Origin of the sequence: Clostridioides difficile ATCC 9689 = DSM 1296, from assembly GCF_001077535.1 — a bacterium.
Taxonomy (GTDB): domain Bacteria; phylum Bacillota; class Clostridia; order Peptostreptococcales; family Peptostreptococcaceae; genus Clostridioides; species Clostridioides difficile.
Window position 1 is genome coordinate 2,712,560 of sequence record NZ_CP011968.1, and the last position, 19,640, is coordinate 2,732,199.

The window sequence follows — 19,640 nt, forward strand, 5'->3', positions numbered from 1 at the left end:
AGTTTATATTTCTTATATATAATAACCCCTATGTAGGGGTTTTTTATTTTGTAAATTTATACAATAAAAAATAAATAGTTAGACATATTATAGTTGATTGTATATCAAACTTAATTTAGCTTACATCTACTCTGAACTATAACATATCTTGCTATTTATTTTTTATTAATATATAGATTTTTTAAATTGCTTCTCTTTTACAGTATCTACTAACCAACATTTCAACTGCTAAAGTATCTCTTATAAGACCTGTCTTTATTTTGTAATCACTTTCTAATATATAGTTTAATATTTCCACAATTATATCATCAGAAAAATTTTTAGTTTGCTTTAATGCTTTTCCTACAACAAATTGATGCATTTTTAATTTATCAGCTATAAGTTTTGTTGAATATCCATCAAGTTGTAACTGTCTTACTTGCATAATTATTTTAAATTGTCTTGCTATCATAGAAAATATACCTAATACAGATTCGCCTTCTTGTATCATATCATTTAATATTTTCATTGCATTAGAAGCATTTTGTTCTCCAATATAATCGATTAATTTGAATATATCATTCTCAACTTTTTTTTGAGATAATTTATCAATTACATCATTGGTTACATTATTCCCTTTACCAACAAATGAACTTATTTTATTTATTTCATTTTCTAAATCAGATAATGTTTTTTCACTACTCTTATCTCTGTATCCTTCTTGTTCAATAAAATACATGATTTGAGAATTATCTATTATAACATCATTTAAAGCAAAAGATTTTTTTATCCATTTAAACAAATCCATATCAGAAAGCTTATCACAATCAAAAACAATTCCATTGTTTCCTATTTTCTTAACTAATGATTTTCTTTTGTCTACATCTCCATATACAACAAAAACTATAGTTGTGGTGTCTGGAATATTGTCTAAATGCTCTATTAAGTATTTCTCATCACTATCTGTAAAATTCTTTTTCTTTCCTTTTAATAGTTCAAAGTCTTTTATTATTACTATCTTCCTATCATCCATAAATGGAAGTGTTTCTATAGAGCTTATAAGCTGATTTAAGACTATTTCCTTCCCATCTATTATATCTAAATTAAAATCAAGCATTCCCTCGTTTAGACTATCTTTAAATGCTTTTATTGCATTCTCAATTAAATAATACTCTCTTCCATAAAAAAGATACATTTTTTCAAAGTTTTTCTCTTTTACATTCCTTATAATATCCTTGTAATTCATTCTCTTGCTCCTTTATCTCTTTTCCTTCTATGTAAAATATGTAAAAAAACACTCCTATGTAATAAATAACAACAATATAAAATTTAGGATTTTCTATATTAATGTATGCAAAACTTAAATTGCTGATTTTTTCTAGTAAAAAAAATATGCTTTCTATCAATGTACTATTAAAAAAAGATATAATTTTAGCTATTACTACACTTACTTTAAATACGATTAAACTTGCAATACTTAAATACATTATTACTCCCACAAATGGTACTATAATTAAATTTCCTATAATTGAAAGCAATGGTATACCTTTAAATGTATAATAAATTATAGGTAAAGTTAATATATTTGATGATATTGTCAATGATACCATACTTAATTTTATAATACTATTTATTTTATTATAGAATATTAATATAGAAAGTGTAGCTAAAAAAGACAATTGAAAACTTACATTATATATAACATAGGGGTTATTCATAATTAAAATTATCCCAATTAGAGACAATGCCGATATTCCATCTTTCTTTCTATCAATAAATATTGATAAATAAAAAATCATAACAAATGCTATAGACCTAATTATGGATGGAGACGCACCTACCATTATACAATATAAAGTTATAAAAATCGACAGTATTAATAATTTATACAATTTATTTATACCTCTTAATAGAAAGGATATAATTACACATAATATTCCTGTATGAAGACCTGATATAGATATTACATGACTAGTTCCAGTTCTGGTAAAAATTTCTTTTTGTTCCTCAGTCAAATTTTCAACTTCTGCTAATAGTATAGAATTTATAAAATCTGAGTTTTTCTTATATAAGTACCTATAAGTTTTACTAATATAAAACTTTATTTCCCCTATTAAAGAGTAAAGTTTATTTTTATCAATAATTTTATAGTTATTTATATACACTATACCTTTATATCCAGTACTTTTTATATACCTTCCATAATCAAAATCATCATACTTCATTTTATCTAAACTTTTGAATTTACCTGTAATATTAACTTTCTGACCAATCTTCAAATTTTTATTTTTTGTATAATCATTTATTAGAAAAACCCCTACCTTGTACTGATTGTATCTTTTCTTTTCAATTTTTCCTTTGACAACTCCTTGTATAGTTATTATCTTATCATTAAGTTCTTCGTCGTTTTTTGTGTTATTTGTAATGATAAATGATATAGCTACCACAAACATTAATATAATTAATAATGGTCTTCTTATTTGAATTATAATCACTCCCATATAAAAGTATATTATTTAGATTATTTTCAAATAGAAAATTTTTAAACAAGATAAATTGTTATCTAAACAAAAAAATACGTCAAAAGATTTTTAAAATCTTTTAACGTACTCTACCTATATATATTCATTTATATAGTTATTTTTTTTAGAAAAAATACAATTAAGTGTTTCTAGTGTTTCTTCTGAAACATCTTTTATATCATTTAAGAAAATAGCTTCATTTACATCTATATAAGAAAATGATAACTGTGTTAAGGTATTTATATCTAATTTAATATCAAAATCTTCTTGAGGCTTTTCTGCACCTTTTTTATCTAACTGCTCTACAGATACCTTCTTATTCTGTATAGAAATTTTAAATAGACCATTATTTTCATCTATAAACTTGTCTTCTATTAATAAATTAAATGAGCTATTAATATCATTCTCAATATCTATATCTTCAATAAACTTCTTTACATTTATAACTCTTCCCATCATAAAAGGTTTTATTTTTATATCACTATCTTTAGGGTTGTCTAATATAAACCTTATCTTATCTATTGTAGGAGTAGATATAGTAACTATCTTACATTGAGTATTGTGATTATATATAAATTTAAGCATTGATTTAAGGGCATCTATATTTTTATAAAATAACTCTCTGACAAACATTTTATCTTCCTGAAGAAAATAAACTATATATCCATCTTTTTCATTTCCTTCATGAATGTATAAAAATCCATCTTCACTTTGAATCTCTTTAAATAAGTTTTCATAATAATGTTCATCTTTTAACACATTACCATTAACCTCATTTAAAAAAGTTCTATCTATTTGTATCAAATCATCAATTTGTGATAAATTAGACTTTATCATTTTTCCACTTGACTTAAAATTTTTTAAATCATCTGTGTTAATAGTATATTCAATCTGGTCGTAACAATGCTCATATCCAAATCTTCTATAAAGTCTATAGTCAATAGGCATCAATATAGAAACTAATTGCCCTTTTTTATACAATTCGTTTAAAGTAAATTTCATTACTTTGTTCATATATCCAGCTCCTCTTCCCTCTGGAAGTGTAGAAACTCCTACCACATATGATGTATTATATACCTTGCTATTTAGTAATAACTTATACTGATTTAGCTGAAGAGAAGAAATAATTTTTCCTTCATCTAAAGCTACTACAGTATTTTCAGATTTATATTTATCATTAAAATAGTACTTCATAAAACTCTCCGTATCGTTAAAACAATAACTCCAAATATCTTTTATACTTTCTATCTCTTCTTCTTTAGCATACCTAATCTCCATATAGTCTATTAAGCCTCCCTAACACTGTACTTTTCAACAAATCTGCAAGGATGATAAGAAAGTTTAGCTTTTCTTAATCCTTCAATACCTAAATCTTCTTCTCTATTTACAAACTCAACGTCCTTAAATTCACTTACCAAAAATTGTTGATTTATAAATGGATACAGACCTCTTATATCGGGATTAGCTTTTTCTATATGAATCAATGCCATATTTGGATTTAAAAGCTCTCCTATACTAAAAGCTTCTAATTTTCCATCTACATAAACACCAAACACTTTTACCTTATCTTTTAATATGTCATAATGGTTAAATATCTTTTTGATACCTATTAATTCATCATCCATACTTTCATCAAATTCATTATTTTCTTCCTTATTACTTTCCCATTCCTTCATTAGTACTAAACACTCATCAAAGTTTTCTTTATCTAATAATTTAGCTTCATATCTACCTGCATACTCTTTTAAGAAATAGTTTATATGGTTTCTCTTCTTTTGATTCTTTTTACCAGCTAGAGTTCTTAAACTTTCTGCATCATAAATATAGTCAAATAAATCTCTTTCTTCTATATACTCAAATCTACCTGGATATTTTTCTTTTAAAAACTCTACTACTTCAGTAGTAATACCTCTTAAGTATATTTTTTTATTATTTTTAGAAAAATATTCAAGGACAAAATCTACAACTTCTGGAAGTTTATCTTTTTTAGCAAGTGGTAATATTGAGAAGCTATCTCCTTCGTATTCCCCAACTAAAACGGCAAAATCTTCACCTATATAATATCCTGTCTTATAAACATGTTGCCACATATATAAAGTACTAAAACAGTACTCACAAGCTTCATAATCTACTAAATCAAAATATGAGTCTAACTCTTTTTTTGAATTTAGTTCAATATCTTTGAAAAACATAAAATCCTCCTACCTTTTTTATTGCTTAATTTTAAAAATTTTATTTTGTATATATAAAAAACTCCAATTTTATTATGGTATTAATTTCATTTATATTGTTTAAAATATAAAATATAATAAGTCATATATATCTTATATTACCCATCATAAATTTATATAAACATGTAATGAATGGAGTGATTTTTTATTGAGAAATAAAATTTTTTTATCAATACTTATTATAATATCACTTTTAATCGGCTGTGACAAAAAATCTCTACTATCTATACATATGATTGATGTTGGACAAGGTGATAGTATTTTAGTTCAAACACCCACAAATAAGAATATATTAATTGATGGAGGTGATGAAGATAGCGAAAATATAATTATTAGTTATCTTAGACAAAAAAGAATAAAAACTATTGATATTATAATAGCAACTCATCCAGATTCAGACCACATAGGAAGTCTTGATAATATTATAAAAAAATTTAATGTAAACTCCATATATATGCCTGAACAATCAACTGATAGTGAGGCTTATCAAAATCTAATAAATTCTTGTACGGATAAAAACTTATCTATTCAGCATCTCTATAAAAATGATGTTTTAAACATAGATAACAATATAAATATATATGTATTAAGTCCATCATATATACAAGAAGAATCTAATTTAAATTCTATAGTTTTTAAATTAACTTTTAATGATAATTCTTTTTTATTTATGGGTGATGCTGAAGAAGAAAATAAAAAAGAAATTTTACATTCTTTTAAATTAAATAATATTAATTTTATAAAAATAGGTCATCATGGAAGTAATTCTTCTTCATCTTTAGAATTTATAAAAAAAATTAGTCCAGATATAGCTGCAATATCATGTGGATATAAAAATCAATATGGTCATCCACATAGGGAGGTTATTAATAATCTAAAACAAAACCATGTATCAATTTATAGAACAGATAGAATAGGAGATATTGTTTTTTATAGTGATGGAGAAATTATATTTACAAAATATAATTATGAAATAGATACATAATCTAAAAAATAAAACTACAACTACATAAAATAAGGTAATATAAAATAATTAGGCTAAAAGTATGAATATAAAATTGCTTTGTATTCATGCTTCTAGCCTTCAAATTTGTATATAAAATTTATAAATTAAAATATTTAAAACTTATTGTCCTAATAGTTCATTTACTATTACAGATGCGATTATTAAACCTCCTACAGATGGGACAAATGATACACTACCAGGTGTTACTTTTCTACCATTCATTACTTTCTTCTTAAGTTCTATTGGTTGTTCAGTAGAATATACTACTTTTAACTTTTTGATACCTCTATCCCTAAGTTCTTTCCTCATAACTTTAGCTAGAGGACAAGTACTTGTTTTGTGTATATCTGTAACGACTATTTTAGTTGGGTCTAATTTATTTCCCATACCCATAGAACTTATTATTTTCAATCCTTTTTTTTCACAAGTTTCAATTAGATGTATTTTGGAACTTACCATGTCTATCGCATCCACAACATAATCATATCTTTCAGTTAGTATTTCGTCACTAGTATCTTTATTATAAAGACTCCTTATTTTTTTTATATTGATATTAGGATTTATATCTAATATTCTTTCTTCCATGACATCAACTTTGTATCTTCCTACAGTTGAATGTAGGGCTGGTATTTGTCTATTTATATTGGTTATATCTACATCATCAAAATCTACAATAGTAATATTGCCTACTCCAGCTCTTGCTAAAGCTTCAACAGTAAAACTACCAACTCCTCCAACTCCAAATACTATTATATTTGAATTATTAAGTTTTTTTATCCCATCATCTCCAACTAGAAAACTAGTTCTCGTTGTAAAATTATTTTCCATCTTTCCACACTCCTAGATTTTTATCTAAATATATAATAGTATTAGAAAATTTACATTATATAATACAAAACATTATATATTATTAAAAATAAATTATCTTAAAATAAATTTAAAAAGGTATCTTTTAATTAAAAGATACCTTTTACATATTGGCGGGAATGCGTGGGAATCGAACCCACCTAAGAGGCTCTTAACCCCTCATACTAGTTTTGAAGACTAGAGGGCACACCGGCACCCATCCACTCCCATAATGAAATCCTTCTCAACGAAATCTATAATATCATATATTTTGACTCTTTGCAACAATTTTTATAGATTTATATGATAGTAAATTATAATTTAAATAGCTTTTATCTATACATGGTTAAAATTTACCTGTTTTATTACATATCCAAAATAAAAAACTGGAAATTATATTTTTAGAATCTATAAAGAGTTTCTTCTCTATATAATCAAAATATAATTTCCAGTAAAAATATAAATTATTTAACTATTTTAATATACGTATATCTATAGTTTTTCTTCCCCAGTTATAAACTGTTTTTGAATCATTCATGTAGATATCAATTTTATTTCCTTTTATTGCTCCACCACAGTCTTCTGCAGTAAACACCATGTCAAATTGAGGTATATAAACTTTAGTTCCATATGGTATAACCTTAGGGTCTACAGCTATTGTTCCCCACTTAGGTTTTGTTCCTGTTGCAGTTATACTGTGACCAGTATATGCAGTTGCTACCACTCTCATATTTTTACCATTGTTACTACTACTGCTACTAGATGATGATGAAGCCATTCTTCTTGAACTTTCTCCCCTTGATGAGGCTACTTGCATTTCTACCTTTGTCCCTTTGCTTACAACCTTATTTACTGGCTCAGCTTTAACAACCTTTTTCACAAATTCCTTTTCTACTTTCTTTCCATTGTGATAAGTTTCTTTATATATTAATTCACTTTTACCAGACTTTCCTTCTTCTTTAACCTTAGAATCACCCTTTAATAAAGAGCCATCTTCAACAACTGTAACTTCAAATGGAATGTCTTTAGTTTCTACAACTGTTTTTTCCTTTACATCAATTACTTCTATTTTATCTCCATTAGATAACTTTGTATTTTCATCTAAAGTTACTATATCATTTGCATCATAGCTAATGTTTTGAGATTCTAAAAGGTCTCCTACATTAGAACTAAATGTTGATATAGTTCTTTCTTCTCCCCTTACTACTAATGTTACTTGTTTATTAAGCGCAGAGTATCCCGATAATATTCCAACTGATAAAACAACTGCCATTACCGAGACTTTAGCATTACTCAATTTTTTAAAATTCATATAAAATTTCCTCCCTAAGATTTTTTACACTATATATTTTGCTTCATAAAATTCTGCTTTGTAAGTTTCTTTTTTTATTTGTGTTTTTTGTGTAACTAAATTGTAACTATTTTTTCAAGAGTTGTCAACTTGACAAAAAAATAGAAATATGCATACATAGTTTTTTCAACCATTTAAGCATATTTCTATTAGTTACAACAATGTCATTGTTTATTGTTGTTTTGTTATCATTTTGTTACCTTTTACTTTTATATATTTTCTATCTGCCAATTAATAGGTTCTTTTCCTAGCTTTTTCAAAATTTCATTTATCTTAGAGAAGTGTTTACATCCAAAAAAGCCTTTACTTGCTGACAATGGGCTTGGATGAGGTGCTTCCAAAATATAATGTTTACTTGTATCAATCAACTCTACTTTTTTACGTGCATTACTTCCCCATAGTACAAAAATAACTGGGTCTTCACGCTCACTTAAAATAGATATTACTCTATCAGTGAAAATTTCCCATCCTTTGTTCTTATGAGAATTAGCTTCATGCGCTCTAACAGTAAGAGCAGTATTTAAAAGTAACACTCCTTGGTCTGCCCAAGGCATTAAATATCCATTATTAGGTATAAAACAACCTAAATCATCTTTTAATTCTTTATACATATTTAATAAAGATGGTGGAGTTTTCACTTGTGGTTGAACTGAAAAAGCTAAACCATGAGCTTGATTATCTCCATGATAAGGGTCTTGTCCTAATATTAAGACTTTTGTGTCTTTGTATGAAGTGTGTTTTAAAGCTTCATATATATTGTGCATATTTGGGAAAATTTGGCGTGTTTTATATTCTTCTATAAGAAATTTTCTTAAGTTTAAGTAGTAATCTTTTTCAAATTCTTCTTTCAATAATTCATCCCAATCGTTTCCTAAGTTAACCATAATTATCACCAATTCCTTTCAATTATTTTTATTATTTTATTTAGAAATTATATCTTCTTGATTATCATTCTTTTCATTTGTATTTATTTTTATGCTCACTCTATTAGGTATACAAACTATGCTTTGACTTGGCTTGTTTATAAATCCAGTATGTACGCAAACCTTATCAGGGCATGAAGCATCTACTATCTCAACCCCTTTATCATGAATCTTTACTATGTTATACCCCCCTCTATTCTCTATTTTAAATTCTTCTTTGGCATTTATTGAAACAGTTTTATACAATTTATTATCTACATAAATCTCAATATTTCCAGCATTTTTAGAATTTATAACATTTATTATCCCATAACATGCTGTAATAACAACCAAAATGCCTAAAATAAGAAGAATGTCTTTTTTCTTCATTTTTTGTCCTCCTATGAAATTATGTTATAATAAAATAATAACACAATTTCATAGGAGGAATATACCATGAATAAGAAAAAAATCACATTTATTTTTGTGATATTGATTTTAGCATTAATTTTATTTTCATTTTTTAGGAGTTCAAGCCAGAATACTAAATATAGTAAAACTAGCTACTACCTTGGTACAGTAAACGAAGTTACTGTATTTAATGTAAAAGAATCCAAAAGTGATAAAATCTTAAATGAATGTGATTCAATTTTAAGATATATTGACAACAAAATGAGCACTCATATACCAGGAAGTGATGTTTCTAAAATAAATGATAATGCTGGTAAAAAATTTGTCAGAGTTTCTGATGATACATTTTTCGTTGTAAAAGAAGCTATACAATATTCCAAATTATCAGATGGATATTTTGACATAACAATTGGTCCATTATCAAATTTATGGGCTATTGGAACAGATAAAGCTAAAGTTCCAAGTGATTCTGAGATACAAAAACTTCTGCCTCTTATTGATTATAAGAACATCATATTGGATGAAAAAAATAAATCTATAAAATTAACCAAAGAAAATATGAAAATTGATTTAGGTGCCATAGCTAAAGGATATGCTGCTGATAAAATTGTAGCCTATTTAAAATCAGAGGATGTAAAAAAAGGTTTAGTAAACTTAGGAGGAAATATATTTACTTTAGAAGATGGTAAAAATGATAAACCTTTTAAAATAGGCATTCAAGACCCAACTAGTAAAAATGGTGAATCCATAGGAAACATAGAAACTACAAATAAGTCTGTTGTTACTTCTGGAATTTATGAAAGATTTATCGAAAAAGACGGAAAAATATATCATCATATGTTAAATCCATTTACAGGGTATCCTTTTGAAAACAATTTAAGTAGTGTTACAATAATCTCTGATAAATCTATTAATTGTGATGCCTTATCCACTTCTACATTTGGACTTGGTCTTGAAAAAGGTATGGATTTAATTAATAAAATTGATAATGTAGATGCTATATTCATAACTAAGGATAAGAAAGTATATTTAACTAAGGGTATAAAAGATAATTTTAAACTTACAGATAAATCTTTTTCTATTGAAAAATTAAATAAACAATAAGTTTAAATAATAATTATATCTATTATACATACAAAATACATATGAATTTAAATAGTTATCACATGACTAATGCAAATTTAATTTTTATATAAAATATGGTATATACTTAAGTAATCTAAAACAAATTCTACTTATGTATATACCATATTAATAGTTTAAATTTATATAAAATACTAATTCAACCAAATTTTTATAAAGACTTTAAAAATAAATCCATTCTATTTAAGGCTTCAATTACATTTTCCTTTTGAGTTCCTAAATTTATTCTAACATACTTCTCACCATCTTTTACAAAATGACTTCCATCTTCTAATAATACTCCTGTATCTATAGCCAATTTATCTGTAAACTCACTTGCACTAATACCTAATCCACTTATATCCATCCAAGCTAAGTAAGATGATTCCATTTTCATCAATTTTATCTTATTATATTTATTTACCCAAGTTTCTAAAAGTTCATAATTTGATTTTATATATTCATTTACACCACTTAACCACTCATGACATTCATTATAAGCGGTTATCAATCCTATTATTCCAAACACATTTGGAGAAGTTATAGAATTTTGCTTTAATTTATTTCTAAATTTGTCCCTTATATCCTTATTTATAACTATTGAATAAGAAGTCTTTAATCCACCAAGATTAAATCCTTTATTTGGTGATGTCAGTAGAATAACATTTTCTAAAAGCTCTTTTCCAATCTTAAGTATTGAATTAAATTTACCATAATGAATATGCTCTGCATGTACTTCATCTGCAACCAAAATAACATTATTTTCTTTACATATAGTTGCTACTCTTGTCATTTCTTCAATTGTCCATATCCTTCCGGATGGATTATGTGGTGTACAAAACATCATTAATTTAGGCTTATTTTCTTTAATTTGAACTTCTAATTTATCAAAATTTATATAATATCTATCATTTACAACATCTAGTGTATTACAAATTACATTTACACCCTGTTTTTTTGCTGATGATTCAAAGGGGTCATAAACTGGTGTGTTTAATATTATACTATCACCTTTCTTACAAAAAGCTTGTACTACATAATGAAGTGTTGATACAGTTCCATAAGTTAATGTAATCCATTCTTTTTCTACATTTACCTCATGCATATTTTTTTGCCAACCAATAACTGAATCATAAAATTCATCATAACAGTATGTATATCCAAATACACCTCTTCTTACAGCTTCAATAAATTTGTTTTCTATTTCTGTTGGTATTTTAAAATCCATATCAGCAATCCACATTGGTACAAAATCTTCTCTAATATCTCCAAATTTATCTCTTATAATATTTAAATCCCATTTTCTACACTTTTCACTTACTCTATCTGGTTTATCATCAAAATTATACATTTAAATTTACCTCTTCTTTTCTTATTGTTATAAAATATTTATCTAATTTATTTTTAGCTTACAACTATTAAATCCTTAGTAGATGTAGTCAATCTCATACATCCATCTTGTGTTATAAGTACATCATCTTCTATTCTTACGCCTCCAAGACTTGGAACATATATACCAGGCTCTATAGTTACAATCATTCCTTCTTTTAATACTTCATTTGATTCAGGAGCTAATGCAGGATATTCATGAACCATAATTCCTACACCATGACCCAGATTATGACCAAAATTATTGGCATATCCATATGAACCAATTATGTCTCTTGCAACTTTATCTATCTCTCCAGTAGTCATTCCCGGTCTTAAAACCCTTATACACTCTTCATTAGCTTTTCTTACTATATTATATATTTCTTCTAACTCTTTATTTATAGTACCCATACAAATGGTTCTGGTAATATCTGAACAATAATTATTATACTTAGCACCAAAGTCAAAAGTAACAAAATCTCCATACTCTATAACTTTTTCACTTGCTTTTCCATGAGGTAATGCTCCTCTAAGCCCAGATGCAACTATTGTATCGAAAGATTCTTTTTGACCACCTAAAGCTTTTATAATTCTAACAATTTCATTTTCAACTTGCTTTTCAGTCATACCAACCTTTATAAAGTCTACTATATGATAAAATGTAGCATCAACTATTTCACAAGCTTTTTTTATATATTTTATTTCGTCTTCATTTTTTGTTTCCCTTAATGTAGATAAATCAACTGATTTTAAGGTTGCACTTAACTTATTACTCATACTTCTATATAAATCAAAAGATACTTCATTTCCCTCAAATCCAATTTCCTTTATATTCTGCTCTCTACAAATATCATTAATTATATCAAAATGAGTTCTAGTTTTGTCCATTAATACTACATTAAACAAACTAGATTTTCTTTTAATTTCTTCAAAATATCTAAAATCTACTATTATATATTGTGATTCTTTCGTTATAAAAACATAACCTGAAGAGCTAAATAAATTTCCAACATAAAACTTGTTTGTAGGACTATTTATAAGAAATCCATCTATATCATATTCTCTAAAATACTCTCTTACTTTTTCTATCTTATCCATATCTTATCTCCACCGCCTTTAATTAATCATATAGGTAAGGCTGGTAATATTGATTAAAACCATATTACCAGCCAAAGTTATTTATAGATAGTAAAAATTAAATACTAGTCGATATAATCTACAACAAGTTTACCATCTTTTATTAATTTATTTCTATAGAATATATTTCCTACTGCTATGAATATAGCACCAACTGCTATACCTATTATATATCCAAATAAGTTATCTACTAGAGGCCATGCCCATATAGCTGACTCTGGGAACCATTGAATTGCTCCTAGAATTATACCTGTAATAGCTCCTATTACACTTCCAACTATGTTTAAAGGTATAACAAAACCTGGTCTCTCAAGTGCAAATGGTATTGCTCCTTCAGATATACCCATAAATGATAAGAATATAGAAGTTTTTCCCGCTTGATAGAATTGTCTATCATATACTCTTCTTCCTACTAATCTTTTATCTAATAATGTTGTTAATCCTAATCCAATTGGAGGAACAACTATAGCTATTGTTCTTGCTGTTATTGGAAGTACATTCTCTGTAGTTAAACCAAGTGCAACGAATCCTGCTGCTTTATTTATTGGTCCTCCTAAGTCGAATGCTGTAGCTGCTGCCAAAGCTGTTGCATATACATATTCTCCAGCTGCTCCTGCTGCTGTTAAGAAGTTTTTCATACTTTCATTAATTAATCCACCAAATGGAGTTATTATAAATATCATCAATACCATACAAGCTAATGACGCTATTAATGGTATTAAAAATGTTGTTTTAAAAGCTAACCAGTTATGAGAAACTTTTATAGATTTATTTAACCATTTTACAAAATATCCTATTATAAATGCTATTAGTATTGCACCTAAAAATCCTGATGCAACTGGAACAACTTCAGTCCATTGTCCATCAACGAATTGTGGTACACCTACAGGTTTATTAGCTATATATCCACCTATAAATCCTGCAATTAAAGCTGTTTTTCCACCTATAGAGTTTGCACAAAATGCTGCAAACAGTGGTATCGCAAATCCAAACAAAGTAAATCCGAAATTTGACATTAATTGTGCTATATTTAAAAGACTAAGCTTGAACCCTGTAAATTCTCCTGAGTTCATAGCATCAACTATACCTACAGATGGGTCAAGTCCTAATATAGCATATGGTATTAATTGAGATAAGGCCCCTATAAGTCCACCCATTACTAAAACTGGTATCATATATGATATACCTGTCATTATATGTTTACTTATTTCTTTCCATTTTCCATTTCCCTTTGATTGAGTTGGACTAGATGGAGTAGATTTTCCTACATTATTTCCTCCTGTTGTAGAAGCACCTGAACTGTTTATAACTTTTTTCTTAATTGCCATTCTATTTCCTCCACAATAAATTTATTATATTCCTAAATCTTCTTCTATTTCTTTTATAACACCTTCTGCATTTTTTATAGCTTCTTGTAGTTCAACTTCATAAACTTCACAACCATCAAATCTTTCCATACCTTCTGGTGTTATTGCTACTGCATGTATTATCATAGTTGCTCCTAATATATCATCTCTTGTTAACTCATTTTGTACACCATCAGCACCTTGAGTTTCAACTTTTGCTTCATAACCTAATGCCTTTGCTGCTTGCTCTATTGCTTCTGCTGCCATGAAAGTGTGAGCTAGTCCCATTGGACAAGCACATAATGCTACTAATTTTTTATTCATTTCAAATTCCTCCTATTTTTAGTTAATTATTTTTTTATTTTATAACCTTAGTGTTTAATTATAAACCTAAAGCTTCATTTATTGAGTTAGATATTTCTTCAACATTATCACTTTTTAAAAGAGAATCTTTAAATTCTTTATTTATTAATTTTCTTGAAAGAGATGATAATAATTTAAGATGAATATTCTCTTTACTTTTTCCTGGCATAAGTAAGCTTATTGCTAATTTAACCTTATCCTCACCTTCATTCCAAACAACATCTTCATTAAACTTCAATACTACTACTGCTGGATTTTCAATTGCATCATTTTTAGTGTGAGGTATTGCTATAGATTCTCCTAAATTTGTAGTAAATTGTTCTTCTCTAGCCATTAAACCTTCATATACTAAGCTCTCATCTTCTGCCAAGTTTAAGTCTTTAGCTTTTTTTGATATAAATTTTAAAACTTCAACCTTTGACTTAGCATCAACATTTAAAAATACATATTCTTTGTTAAATATGTTTGTTCCCATTATTAATTTCCTCCTTAATTACCTATCAGTGCCATTAATTTATTAAAGTCACATATTTTAATAATTCCTCTTACTCCGCCTTCATCTTTTATAAAATTATAAAGGTATTTAAATATCGAGAAATTATGTTTTTCTTTAGTATTAAAAAATACCATAAATACTAGCTGAACCTCTTGCTTATCCCAAATTATTGGATTTTCAAGTATTCCAACTCCTATTATAGATTTTTTATCTCCCTTCACTATTGTGTGGGGTATTGCTACTAGATTTCCTATTTCAGTTGATGAAATATTTTCTCTATCTATTATACTTTTTATAGAACTTTCCTCTATAAAATCTCTTTCTTTTAGTTTATTTGAAAGTGAAATTATGACCTCTTCTTTAGTACTAGCCTTTATACTGAAAAAAGCTTTTTCATCAAACATGTTGCTTATTATCTTTCTTCTTTCTTCCTTTTCATAAAAGGCTTTGTTTACGTTTTCAATTAAGCTATCATCAAATATATTTTCTATATATAAGACAGGTTTTTCATATCCTTTTAATTCAACGGTAGATACTATCAAATCAACATCTTGACTTATAGCCATATCGAGATATCTAACTGGATAAACACCCACAACACTTAAATCACTTATATTCTGTTTTAGCTTTTCAGAAATAAGTTGTCCTGTTCCTATCCCATAATGACAAACTATACAAATTTTCTTACTAGTATTTTTTTTCATTCTTTCATTTGAAGCAGCAAAGTGGATAGCTATATATCCAAGCTCATCTTCATCAAGTTTTAAATTAAACTCAGTTTCTAGTTTATTTGATAAAAACACGGCTAAATTAAAAGCTATAGGAAACTTCTCTTTTATTTGATGAAGCAAAGGATTATTTGATTTTACATTAGCTCTAGCTCTATTTAAAAATCTCTTTATATGGTCAGAGATTGCAACCATAAACTCATCATCTTTTGTATAATCACTACCTGAAATAAGGAATATATCTTGAAGTGCACTACTTATAACACTACTTATTCGTTCCTCAATTTCACTTGTGTTTTTTCTTCCTTGTGTACCTTTATAGGCTATTACACCAGAATAATTTGAAATATAAATTACTTCATCTTCAATAAGTTTAAATCCAATTTTATCAGATATTTCTTTCATTAGATTTTCTATAAAGTAGTAGTTATGAAATCTATAACTTGTATCCATTAAGTTTATATTGTTACTATGACCTCTCTTACTCCTAAATACAGAAACGATTATTTTTGAAAGCAAAAGATTAAAATCTTTATCTGAAATTATTGTATCTTTTTCTCTTAAGTGCTTTTCTAAAATACTTTCTATACAGTGTATATCGTTTTCACTAATGTCATCTAAAAACACCTTCACTTTACTTTTTTCATCTAATTTTATTGCATAGTCAGTAATTAATTGCCTTATATTAATTTCTTCACCATGTATATAGCTTCCATAGTAAGGTTTAGATTTTATAACTAAGTCATACTTTTCAAGTTTTCTTTTAAGCTTACTAGACAATTTATTTATAGCGGCTATACTTAGATTTAATTCTTCTGCCATTGCTTCTATACTCATATAATTTCTATTAATAAGCATACATATTATATTTGACATTCTTGACTCTTCAGAGTCATCTAAAAAACCATCAATATATTTATTTGCTTCTTTAATAGCTCTGGCTATATTGTTTTTAGAACCGCTTAACTTGTATCCTATACCTCTAGAAGAAGCTATTACCAAATCATACTTGCTTAAAACACTATTTAAATCTGCTATATATCTTTTAATAGTTTTAGTAGACACATCCAATTTGATAGCTAATTCGTTTGATGTCATATATCCATCTTTATTGCTTAAACTCTTTACTATTATTGCATGTTTCTTAGTTATCATTGTATCACCTTCTCTTTGATTTCAATTATATATCAAGTAAAATTTTAATTGTATATATAATATGTCTATATAAGGGACATTTTGTATTTATATTTTATTACATAATGTAATTATTGCCTCTGCATATATACCTATTGCAGTTATAAATCTATCTAAGCTAGCAAATTCATTCGCACTATGGACATTGCCAAAGCTACCATCAGGAAATTCACAACCAAATATTACTGAATTATTCATTTCAGAAGCATAACTTCCTGCACTAGTTACTCTAACATCATTTTTTAAATCTCCAGAATACTTTATATATATATCATGCAAACTTCTTACAAGTTTTGAATTTCTATCTATATAATTTGCTTGCTTTAAATTTTCCCCAATAAGCTCAAATTTATTAATATTATTTTGCTCCATATACAAATTAAATTTTTTTATTATATCTTCAATGGTTAATATTTCTGGATATCTAACGCTTAAAACTACTTCTAATTTTCCATCTACTATATTTATTATTGTTGGCACCATTGATAAAATCCCACATTTCCCCTCAATATTTAAACCAAATAAGTTTCCATTTATATTATCTTGATTTATCAACTTATATAAATCTTTTGTCCATTTTTCATCAATATTTTCTGACAAAAGTTTAATTGTAGCTAATATAGGATTTATTGATTTTTCGGGTTTAGATGAATGACCACCTTTTCCATACACAATATAATTGCCATTATCATAATTTATCGATATATTGTTAATATCAAAACATATATTATCTTTACCCAATTTTTCTACATTCTTTATATAAACTTTATCTGGTATTGTATTAAACTCTATTCCACCACTTATATATAAAGATTTATCGTCTATATTTGAAATTAACTTTATTATTGCTCCACCTTTTTCTCCATTTAATACAGGAAATTTAGCATCTGGAGTAAATCCACATACACCATATGGCTCTTTGCTATAATAATGCTTTATACATTTAAATCCACTCTCTTCATTTCCCCCAGCTATTAATCTAACCTTTCTTTTTAAATTAATATCTAAATCCTTTATCATTTTTAGTGCTAAAAAATTCACTATCATAGGCCCTTTATTATCAGATACACCTCTAGCAACTAATTTATCACCTATAATATTTAGTTTAAATGGTTCACTATCCCATCCTTCACCTGGATTTACAACATCACAATGTCCAAATATATCTACATACTCTTTACCATTTCCATATTCAATTTGAACAGCATGATTATCTATATTTTTTACTTTGAAATTGTTTTCTCTACCTAGATTTTCAAACCAGTTTAATGCATCATATACTCCTTTTCCAAAAGGCATATCTTTAGATACAGTTTTTCTATCATAAAATGAAGGTATACTAACCCATTGCTCCAATAATTTTAAAAATTCTTTTTCATATTTTTTGCTTTCTGCCTTAAACAACTCCATAATTATCACTCCAATTTAGAACTTTATATTATATATCATAGTTTATCTTATTTAATAACTCCTTATACTTTATGTCATTTCAAGGGACAAAACTTTTTTACTATTGATTTTATAATCTATTTATATATAATTATTTGTAGGATAAATTTAATATCATAGGAGGAACAGAATTATGGAACCATTATTTTTAAAACCTATTTTTATGGATAGAATATGGGGTGGTACTGCACTTAAAGATAAATTTAATTATGAAATAGATTCGCCAACAACTGGTGAATGTTGGGCTATAAGCTCTCATAAAAATGGAGATTGCTTAATAGAAAATGGAAAATATAAAGGTAAAAAACTATCTGAATTGTGGAATAAAAATAGAGAATTATTTGGAAACACACCTGGTGATAAGTTTCCTTTACTTACAAAAATATTGGATGCAAATGATAATTTATCAGTTCAAGTTCATCCAAATGATGAATATGCTAAAAAAAATGAAAATGGAGAGTTAGGTAAGACAGAGTGTTGGTATGTAATAGATTGTTCTGATGATGCAGAAATTATAATAGGTCATAATGCAAAATCTCATAAAGAATTTGTAAATATGGTAAATAATAATGAATGGGACAAACTACTTAGAAAGGTTAACATAAAAAAGGGAGACTTTTTCTATGTTCCAAGTGGTACTATACATGCTATATGCAAAGGAACATTGATTTTAGAAACTCAACAAAACTCAGATACTACTTATAGAGTCTATGATTATGATAGAACTGACAATTCAGGTAATAAGCGTGAACTTCATGTTCAAAAATCAATAGATGTTACGAATGTTCCTCATATAAATTTCGATACTGACTATAAAATCGTATCAACATCAGACTTTAAATGCACAACATTTGTGTCAAACGAATTTTTTAGTGTTTATAAATTAGATGTTTTTGGAAAATGTAATTTTACACACAATACACCTTTTTCTTTATACAGTGTGTTGGATGGAAATGGAAAACTTATACACAATTCTGTAGAATATAATTTAAAAAAGGGTATGCATTTTATACTACCAAACGACTTTGGAGATTTTAGTTTTGAAGGTAATTTAGAGATTATATGTTCTCACATATAGATATAAAACCTAGCTAAAAATAGGCTATCATAATAATTTACCTTATGATAGCCTATTTCTTACAACTTAAATATTTAAACAAATAGTATTTTTATTTTATTTTTGCTC

At 26.7% G+C, this 19,640-nt stretch carries 18 protein-coding genes and 1 tRNA gene; 3 read left to right on the plus strand and 16 right to left on the minus strand.

Annotated elements, in window-relative coordinates; genetic code table 11:
• Window positions 1–181: 181 nt before the first annotated feature.
• The 4 genes from holA to CDIF1296T_RS13080 form a co-directional block, all read right to left on the minus strand.
• The gene (holA, locus tag CDIF1296T_RS13065; protein ID WP_003430958.1) at window positions 182–1,225 is read right to left on the minus strand and encodes a DNA polymerase III subunit delta; all 1,044 of its coding nucleotides are present in this window, start codon (window positions 1,223–1,225) and stop codon (window positions 182–184) included.
• Entirely contained in the window at window positions 1,179–2,480 is a 1,302-nt protein-coding gene (locus CDIF1296T_RS13070) for a ComEC/Rec2 family competence protein (RefSeq protein WP_021368723.1), read from the minus strand. The genes holA and CDIF1296T_RS13070 overlap by 47 nt, the downstream gene beginning before the upstream one ends.
• 114 nt (window positions 2,481–2,594) lie before the next feature.
• Complete coding sequence (locus tag CDIF1296T_RS13075) at window positions 2,595–3,779, minus strand: GNAT family N-acetyltransferase (protein WP_009897664.1); 1,185 nt, start codon at window positions 3,777–3,779, stop codon at window positions 2,595–2,597.
• Window positions 3,780–3,787: 8 nt separating this feature from the next.
• Complete coding sequence (locus CDIF1296T_RS13080; RefSeq protein WP_009897666.1) at window positions 3,788–4,693, minus strand: DUF2156 domain-containing protein; 906 nt, start codon at window positions 4,691–4,693, stop codon at window positions 3,788–3,790.
• Window positions 4,694–4,880: 187 nt separating this feature from the next.
• On the opposite strand from CDIF1296T_RS13080, the gene CDIF1296T_RS13085 reads away from it, so the two are divergent.
• Window positions 4,881–5,717 carry a ComEC/Rec2 family competence protein gene (locus CDIF1296T_RS13085; RefSeq protein ID WP_009897667.1) on the plus strand — a complete coding sequence of 279 codons (837 nt, stop codon included), beginning with the start codon at window positions 4,881–4,883 and terminating at the stop codon, window positions 5,715–5,717.
• Between the two features lie 141 nt (window positions 5,718–5,858).
• Here the strand turns inward: CDIF1296T_RS13085 and CDIF1296T_RS13090 are convergent, their stop codons facing one another.
• The 5 genes from CDIF1296T_RS13090 to CDIF1296T_RS13105 all read right to left on the minus strand — a co-directional run bounded on the left by CDIF1296T_RS13090 (window position 5,859) and on the right by CDIF1296T_RS13105 (window position 9,227).
• Window positions 5,859–6,566 carry a tRNA threonylcarbamoyladenosine dehydratase gene (locus tag CDIF1296T_RS13090; RefSeq protein ID WP_004454770.1) on the minus strand — a complete coding sequence of 236 codons (708 nt, stop codon included), beginning with the start codon at window positions 6,564–6,566 and terminating at the stop codon, window positions 5,859–5,861.
• A gap of 150 nt (window positions 6,567–6,716) precedes the next feature.
• Window positions 6,717–6,813: transfer RNA gene (locus CDIF1296T_RS19565), tRNA-Sec, on the minus strand.
• A gap of 243 nt (window positions 6,814–7,056) precedes the next feature.
• Complete coding sequence (locus CDIF1296T_RS13095; RefSeq protein WP_009890693.1) at window positions 7,057–7,896, minus strand: G5 domain-containing protein; 840 nt, start codon at window positions 7,894–7,896, stop codon at window positions 7,057–7,059.
• A 248-nt stretch (window positions 7,897–8,144) separates the two neighbouring features.
• Entirely contained in the window at window positions 8,145–8,819 is a 675-nt protein-coding gene (locus CDIF1296T_RS13100) for a uracil-DNA glycosylase (protein ID WP_003416528.1), read from the minus strand.
• 36 nt (window positions 8,820–8,855) lie between these two features.
• Window positions 8,856–9,227: a NusG domain II-containing protein gene (locus CDIF1296T_RS13105; protein ID WP_003416526.1), complete on the minus strand. Its 372-nt coding sequence runs from the start codon at window positions 9,225–9,227 to the stop codon at window positions 8,856–8,858.
• Between the two features lie 66 nt (window positions 9,228–9,293).
• On the opposite strand from CDIF1296T_RS13105, the gene CDIF1296T_RS13110 reads away from it, so the two are divergent.
• Window positions 9,294–10,352, plus strand: coding sequence for an FAD:protein FMN transferase (locus CDIF1296T_RS13110; RefSeq protein WP_009897671.1), 1,059 nt, complete (start codon window positions 9,294–9,296; stop codon window positions 10,350–10,352).
• A 190-nt stretch (window positions 10,353–10,542) separates the two neighbouring features.
• On the opposite strand, the gene CDIF1296T_RS13115 is transcribed toward CDIF1296T_RS13110, so the two are convergent.
• From CDIF1296T_RS13115 to CDIF1296T_RS13145, 7 genes are all read right to left on the minus strand, one after another.
• Complete coding sequence (locus tag CDIF1296T_RS13115; protein ID WP_009897672.1) at window positions 10,543–11,721, minus strand: MalY/PatB family protein; 1,179 nt, start codon at window positions 11,719–11,721, stop codon at window positions 10,543–10,545.
• Window positions 11,722–11,774: 53 nt separating this feature from the next.
• Window positions 11,775–12,839, minus strand: coding sequence for an aminopeptidase P family protein (locus CDIF1296T_RS13120; RefSeq protein ID WP_009897674.1), 1,065 nt, complete (start codon window positions 12,837–12,839; stop codon window positions 11,775–11,777).
• 104 nt (window positions 12,840–12,943) lie between these two features.
• Window positions 12,944–14,206, minus strand: a complete 1,263-nt coding sequence (locus tag CDIF1296T_RS13125) for a PTS fructose transporter subunit IIC (RefSeq protein ID WP_004454776.1) — start codon at window positions 14,204–14,206, stop codon at window positions 12,944–12,946.
• Between the two features lie 24 nt (window positions 14,207–14,230).
• A complete protein-coding gene (locus CDIF1296T_RS13130) occupies window positions 14,231–14,548 on the minus strand; it encodes a PTS fructose transporter subunit IIB (protein ID WP_003416512.1) in 318 nt (105 codons plus the stop codon).
• 58 nt (window positions 14,549–14,606) lie between these two features.
• A complete protein-coding gene (locus CDIF1296T_RS13135) occupies window positions 14,607–15,062 on the minus strand; it encodes a PTS sugar transporter subunit IIA (RefSeq protein ID WP_009897677.1) in 456 nt (151 codons plus the stop codon).
• A gap of 14 nt (window positions 15,063–15,076) precedes the next feature.
• Window positions 15,077–16,966 (minus strand): BglG family transcription antiterminator, encoded by a 1,890-nt coding sequence (locus CDIF1296T_RS13140; protein WP_009897679.1) that lies wholly within the window; start codon window positions 16,964–16,966, stop codon window positions 15,077–15,079.
• Window positions 16,967–17,053: 87 nt separating this feature from the next.
• Entirely contained in the window at window positions 17,054–18,415 is a 1,362-nt protein-coding gene (locus tag CDIF1296T_RS13145) for a M20 family metallopeptidase (RefSeq protein WP_009897681.1), read from the minus strand.
• A gap of 172 nt (window positions 18,416–18,587) precedes the next feature.
• Here CDIF1296T_RS13145 and manA point away from each other — a divergent pair, with 172 nt between their 5' ends.
• On the plus strand, window positions 18,588–19,532 hold the full coding sequence (manA, locus tag CDIF1296T_RS13150; RefSeq protein WP_004454782.1) for a mannose-6-phosphate isomerase, class I: 945 nt from the start codon (window positions 18,588–18,590) through the stop codon (window positions 19,530–19,532).
• The last annotated feature ends 108 nt before the right edge of the window (window positions 19,533–19,640 follow it).

Bases quoted from the DNA above. Each gene is read 5' to 3' on its own strand.
- CDIF1296T_RS13095 (WP_009890693.1), bottom strand. From the start codon at position 7,896: ATGAATTTTAAAAAATTGAGTAATGCTAAAGTCTCGGTAATGGCAGTT.
- CDIF1296T_RS13125 (WP_004454776.1), bottom strand. From the start codon at position 14,206: ATGGCAATTAAGAAAAAAGTTATAAACAGTTCAGGTGCTTCTACAACA.
- CDIF1296T_RS13130 (WP_003416512.1), bottom strand. From the start codon at position 14,548: ATGAATAAAAAATTAGTAGCATTATGTGCTTGTCCAATGGGACTAGCT.
- manA (WP_004454782.1), top strand. From the start codon at position 18,588: ATGGAACCATTATTTTTAAAACCTATTTTTATGGATAGAATATGGGGT.
- CDIF1296T_RS13120 (WP_009897674.1), bottom strand. From the start codon at position 12,839: ATGGATAAGATAGAAAAAGTAAGAGAGTATTTTAGAGAATATGATATA.
- CDIF1296T_RS13070 (WP_021368723.1), bottom strand. From the start codon at position 2,480: ATGGGAGTGATTATAATTCAAATAAGAAGACCATTATTAATTATATTA.
- CDIF1296T_RS13115 (WP_009897672.1), bottom strand. From the start codon at position 11,721: ATGTATAATTTTGATGATAAACCAGATAGAGTAAGTGAAAAGTGTAGA.
- CDIF1296T_RS13090 (WP_004454770.1), bottom strand. From the start codon at position 6,566: ATGGAAAATAATTTTACAACGAGAACTAGTTTTCTAGTTGGAGATGAT.
- CDIF1296T_RS13135 (WP_009897677.1), bottom strand. From the start codon at position 15,062: ATGGGAACAAACATATTTAACAAAGAATATGTATTTTTAAATGTTGAT.
- CDIF1296T_RS13100 (WP_003416528.1), bottom strand. From the start codon at position 8,819: ATGGTTAACTTAGGAAACGATTGGGATGAATTATTGAAAGAAGAATTT.
- CDIF1296T_RS13075 (WP_009897664.1), bottom strand. From the start codon at position 3,779: ATGGAGATTAGGTATGCTAAAGAAGAAGAGATAGAAAGTATAAAAGAT.
- CDIF1296T_RS13080 (WP_009897666.1), bottom strand. From the start codon at position 4,693: ATGTTTTTCAAAGATATTGAACTAAATTCAAAAAAAGAGTTAGACTCA.
- CDIF1296T_RS13140 (WP_009897679.1), bottom strand. From the start codon at position 16,966: ATGATAACTAAGAAACATGCAATAATAGTAAAGAGTTTAAGCAATAAA.
- CDIF1296T_RS13145 (WP_009897681.1), bottom strand. From the start codon at position 18,415: ATGGAGTTGTTTAAGGCAGAAAGCAAAAAATATGAAAAAGAATTTTTA.
- holA (WP_003430958.1), bottom strand. From the start codon at position 1,225: ATGAATTACAAGGATATTATAAGGAATGTAAAAGAGAAAAACTTTGAA.
- CDIF1296T_RS13105 (WP_003416526.1), bottom strand. From the start codon at position 9,227: ATGAAGAAAAAAGACATTCTTCTTATTTTAGGCATTTTGGTTGTTATT.
- CDIF1296T_RS13110 (WP_009897671.1), top strand. From the start codon at position 9,294: ATGAATAAGAAAAAAATCACATTTATTTTTGTGATATTGATTTTAGCA.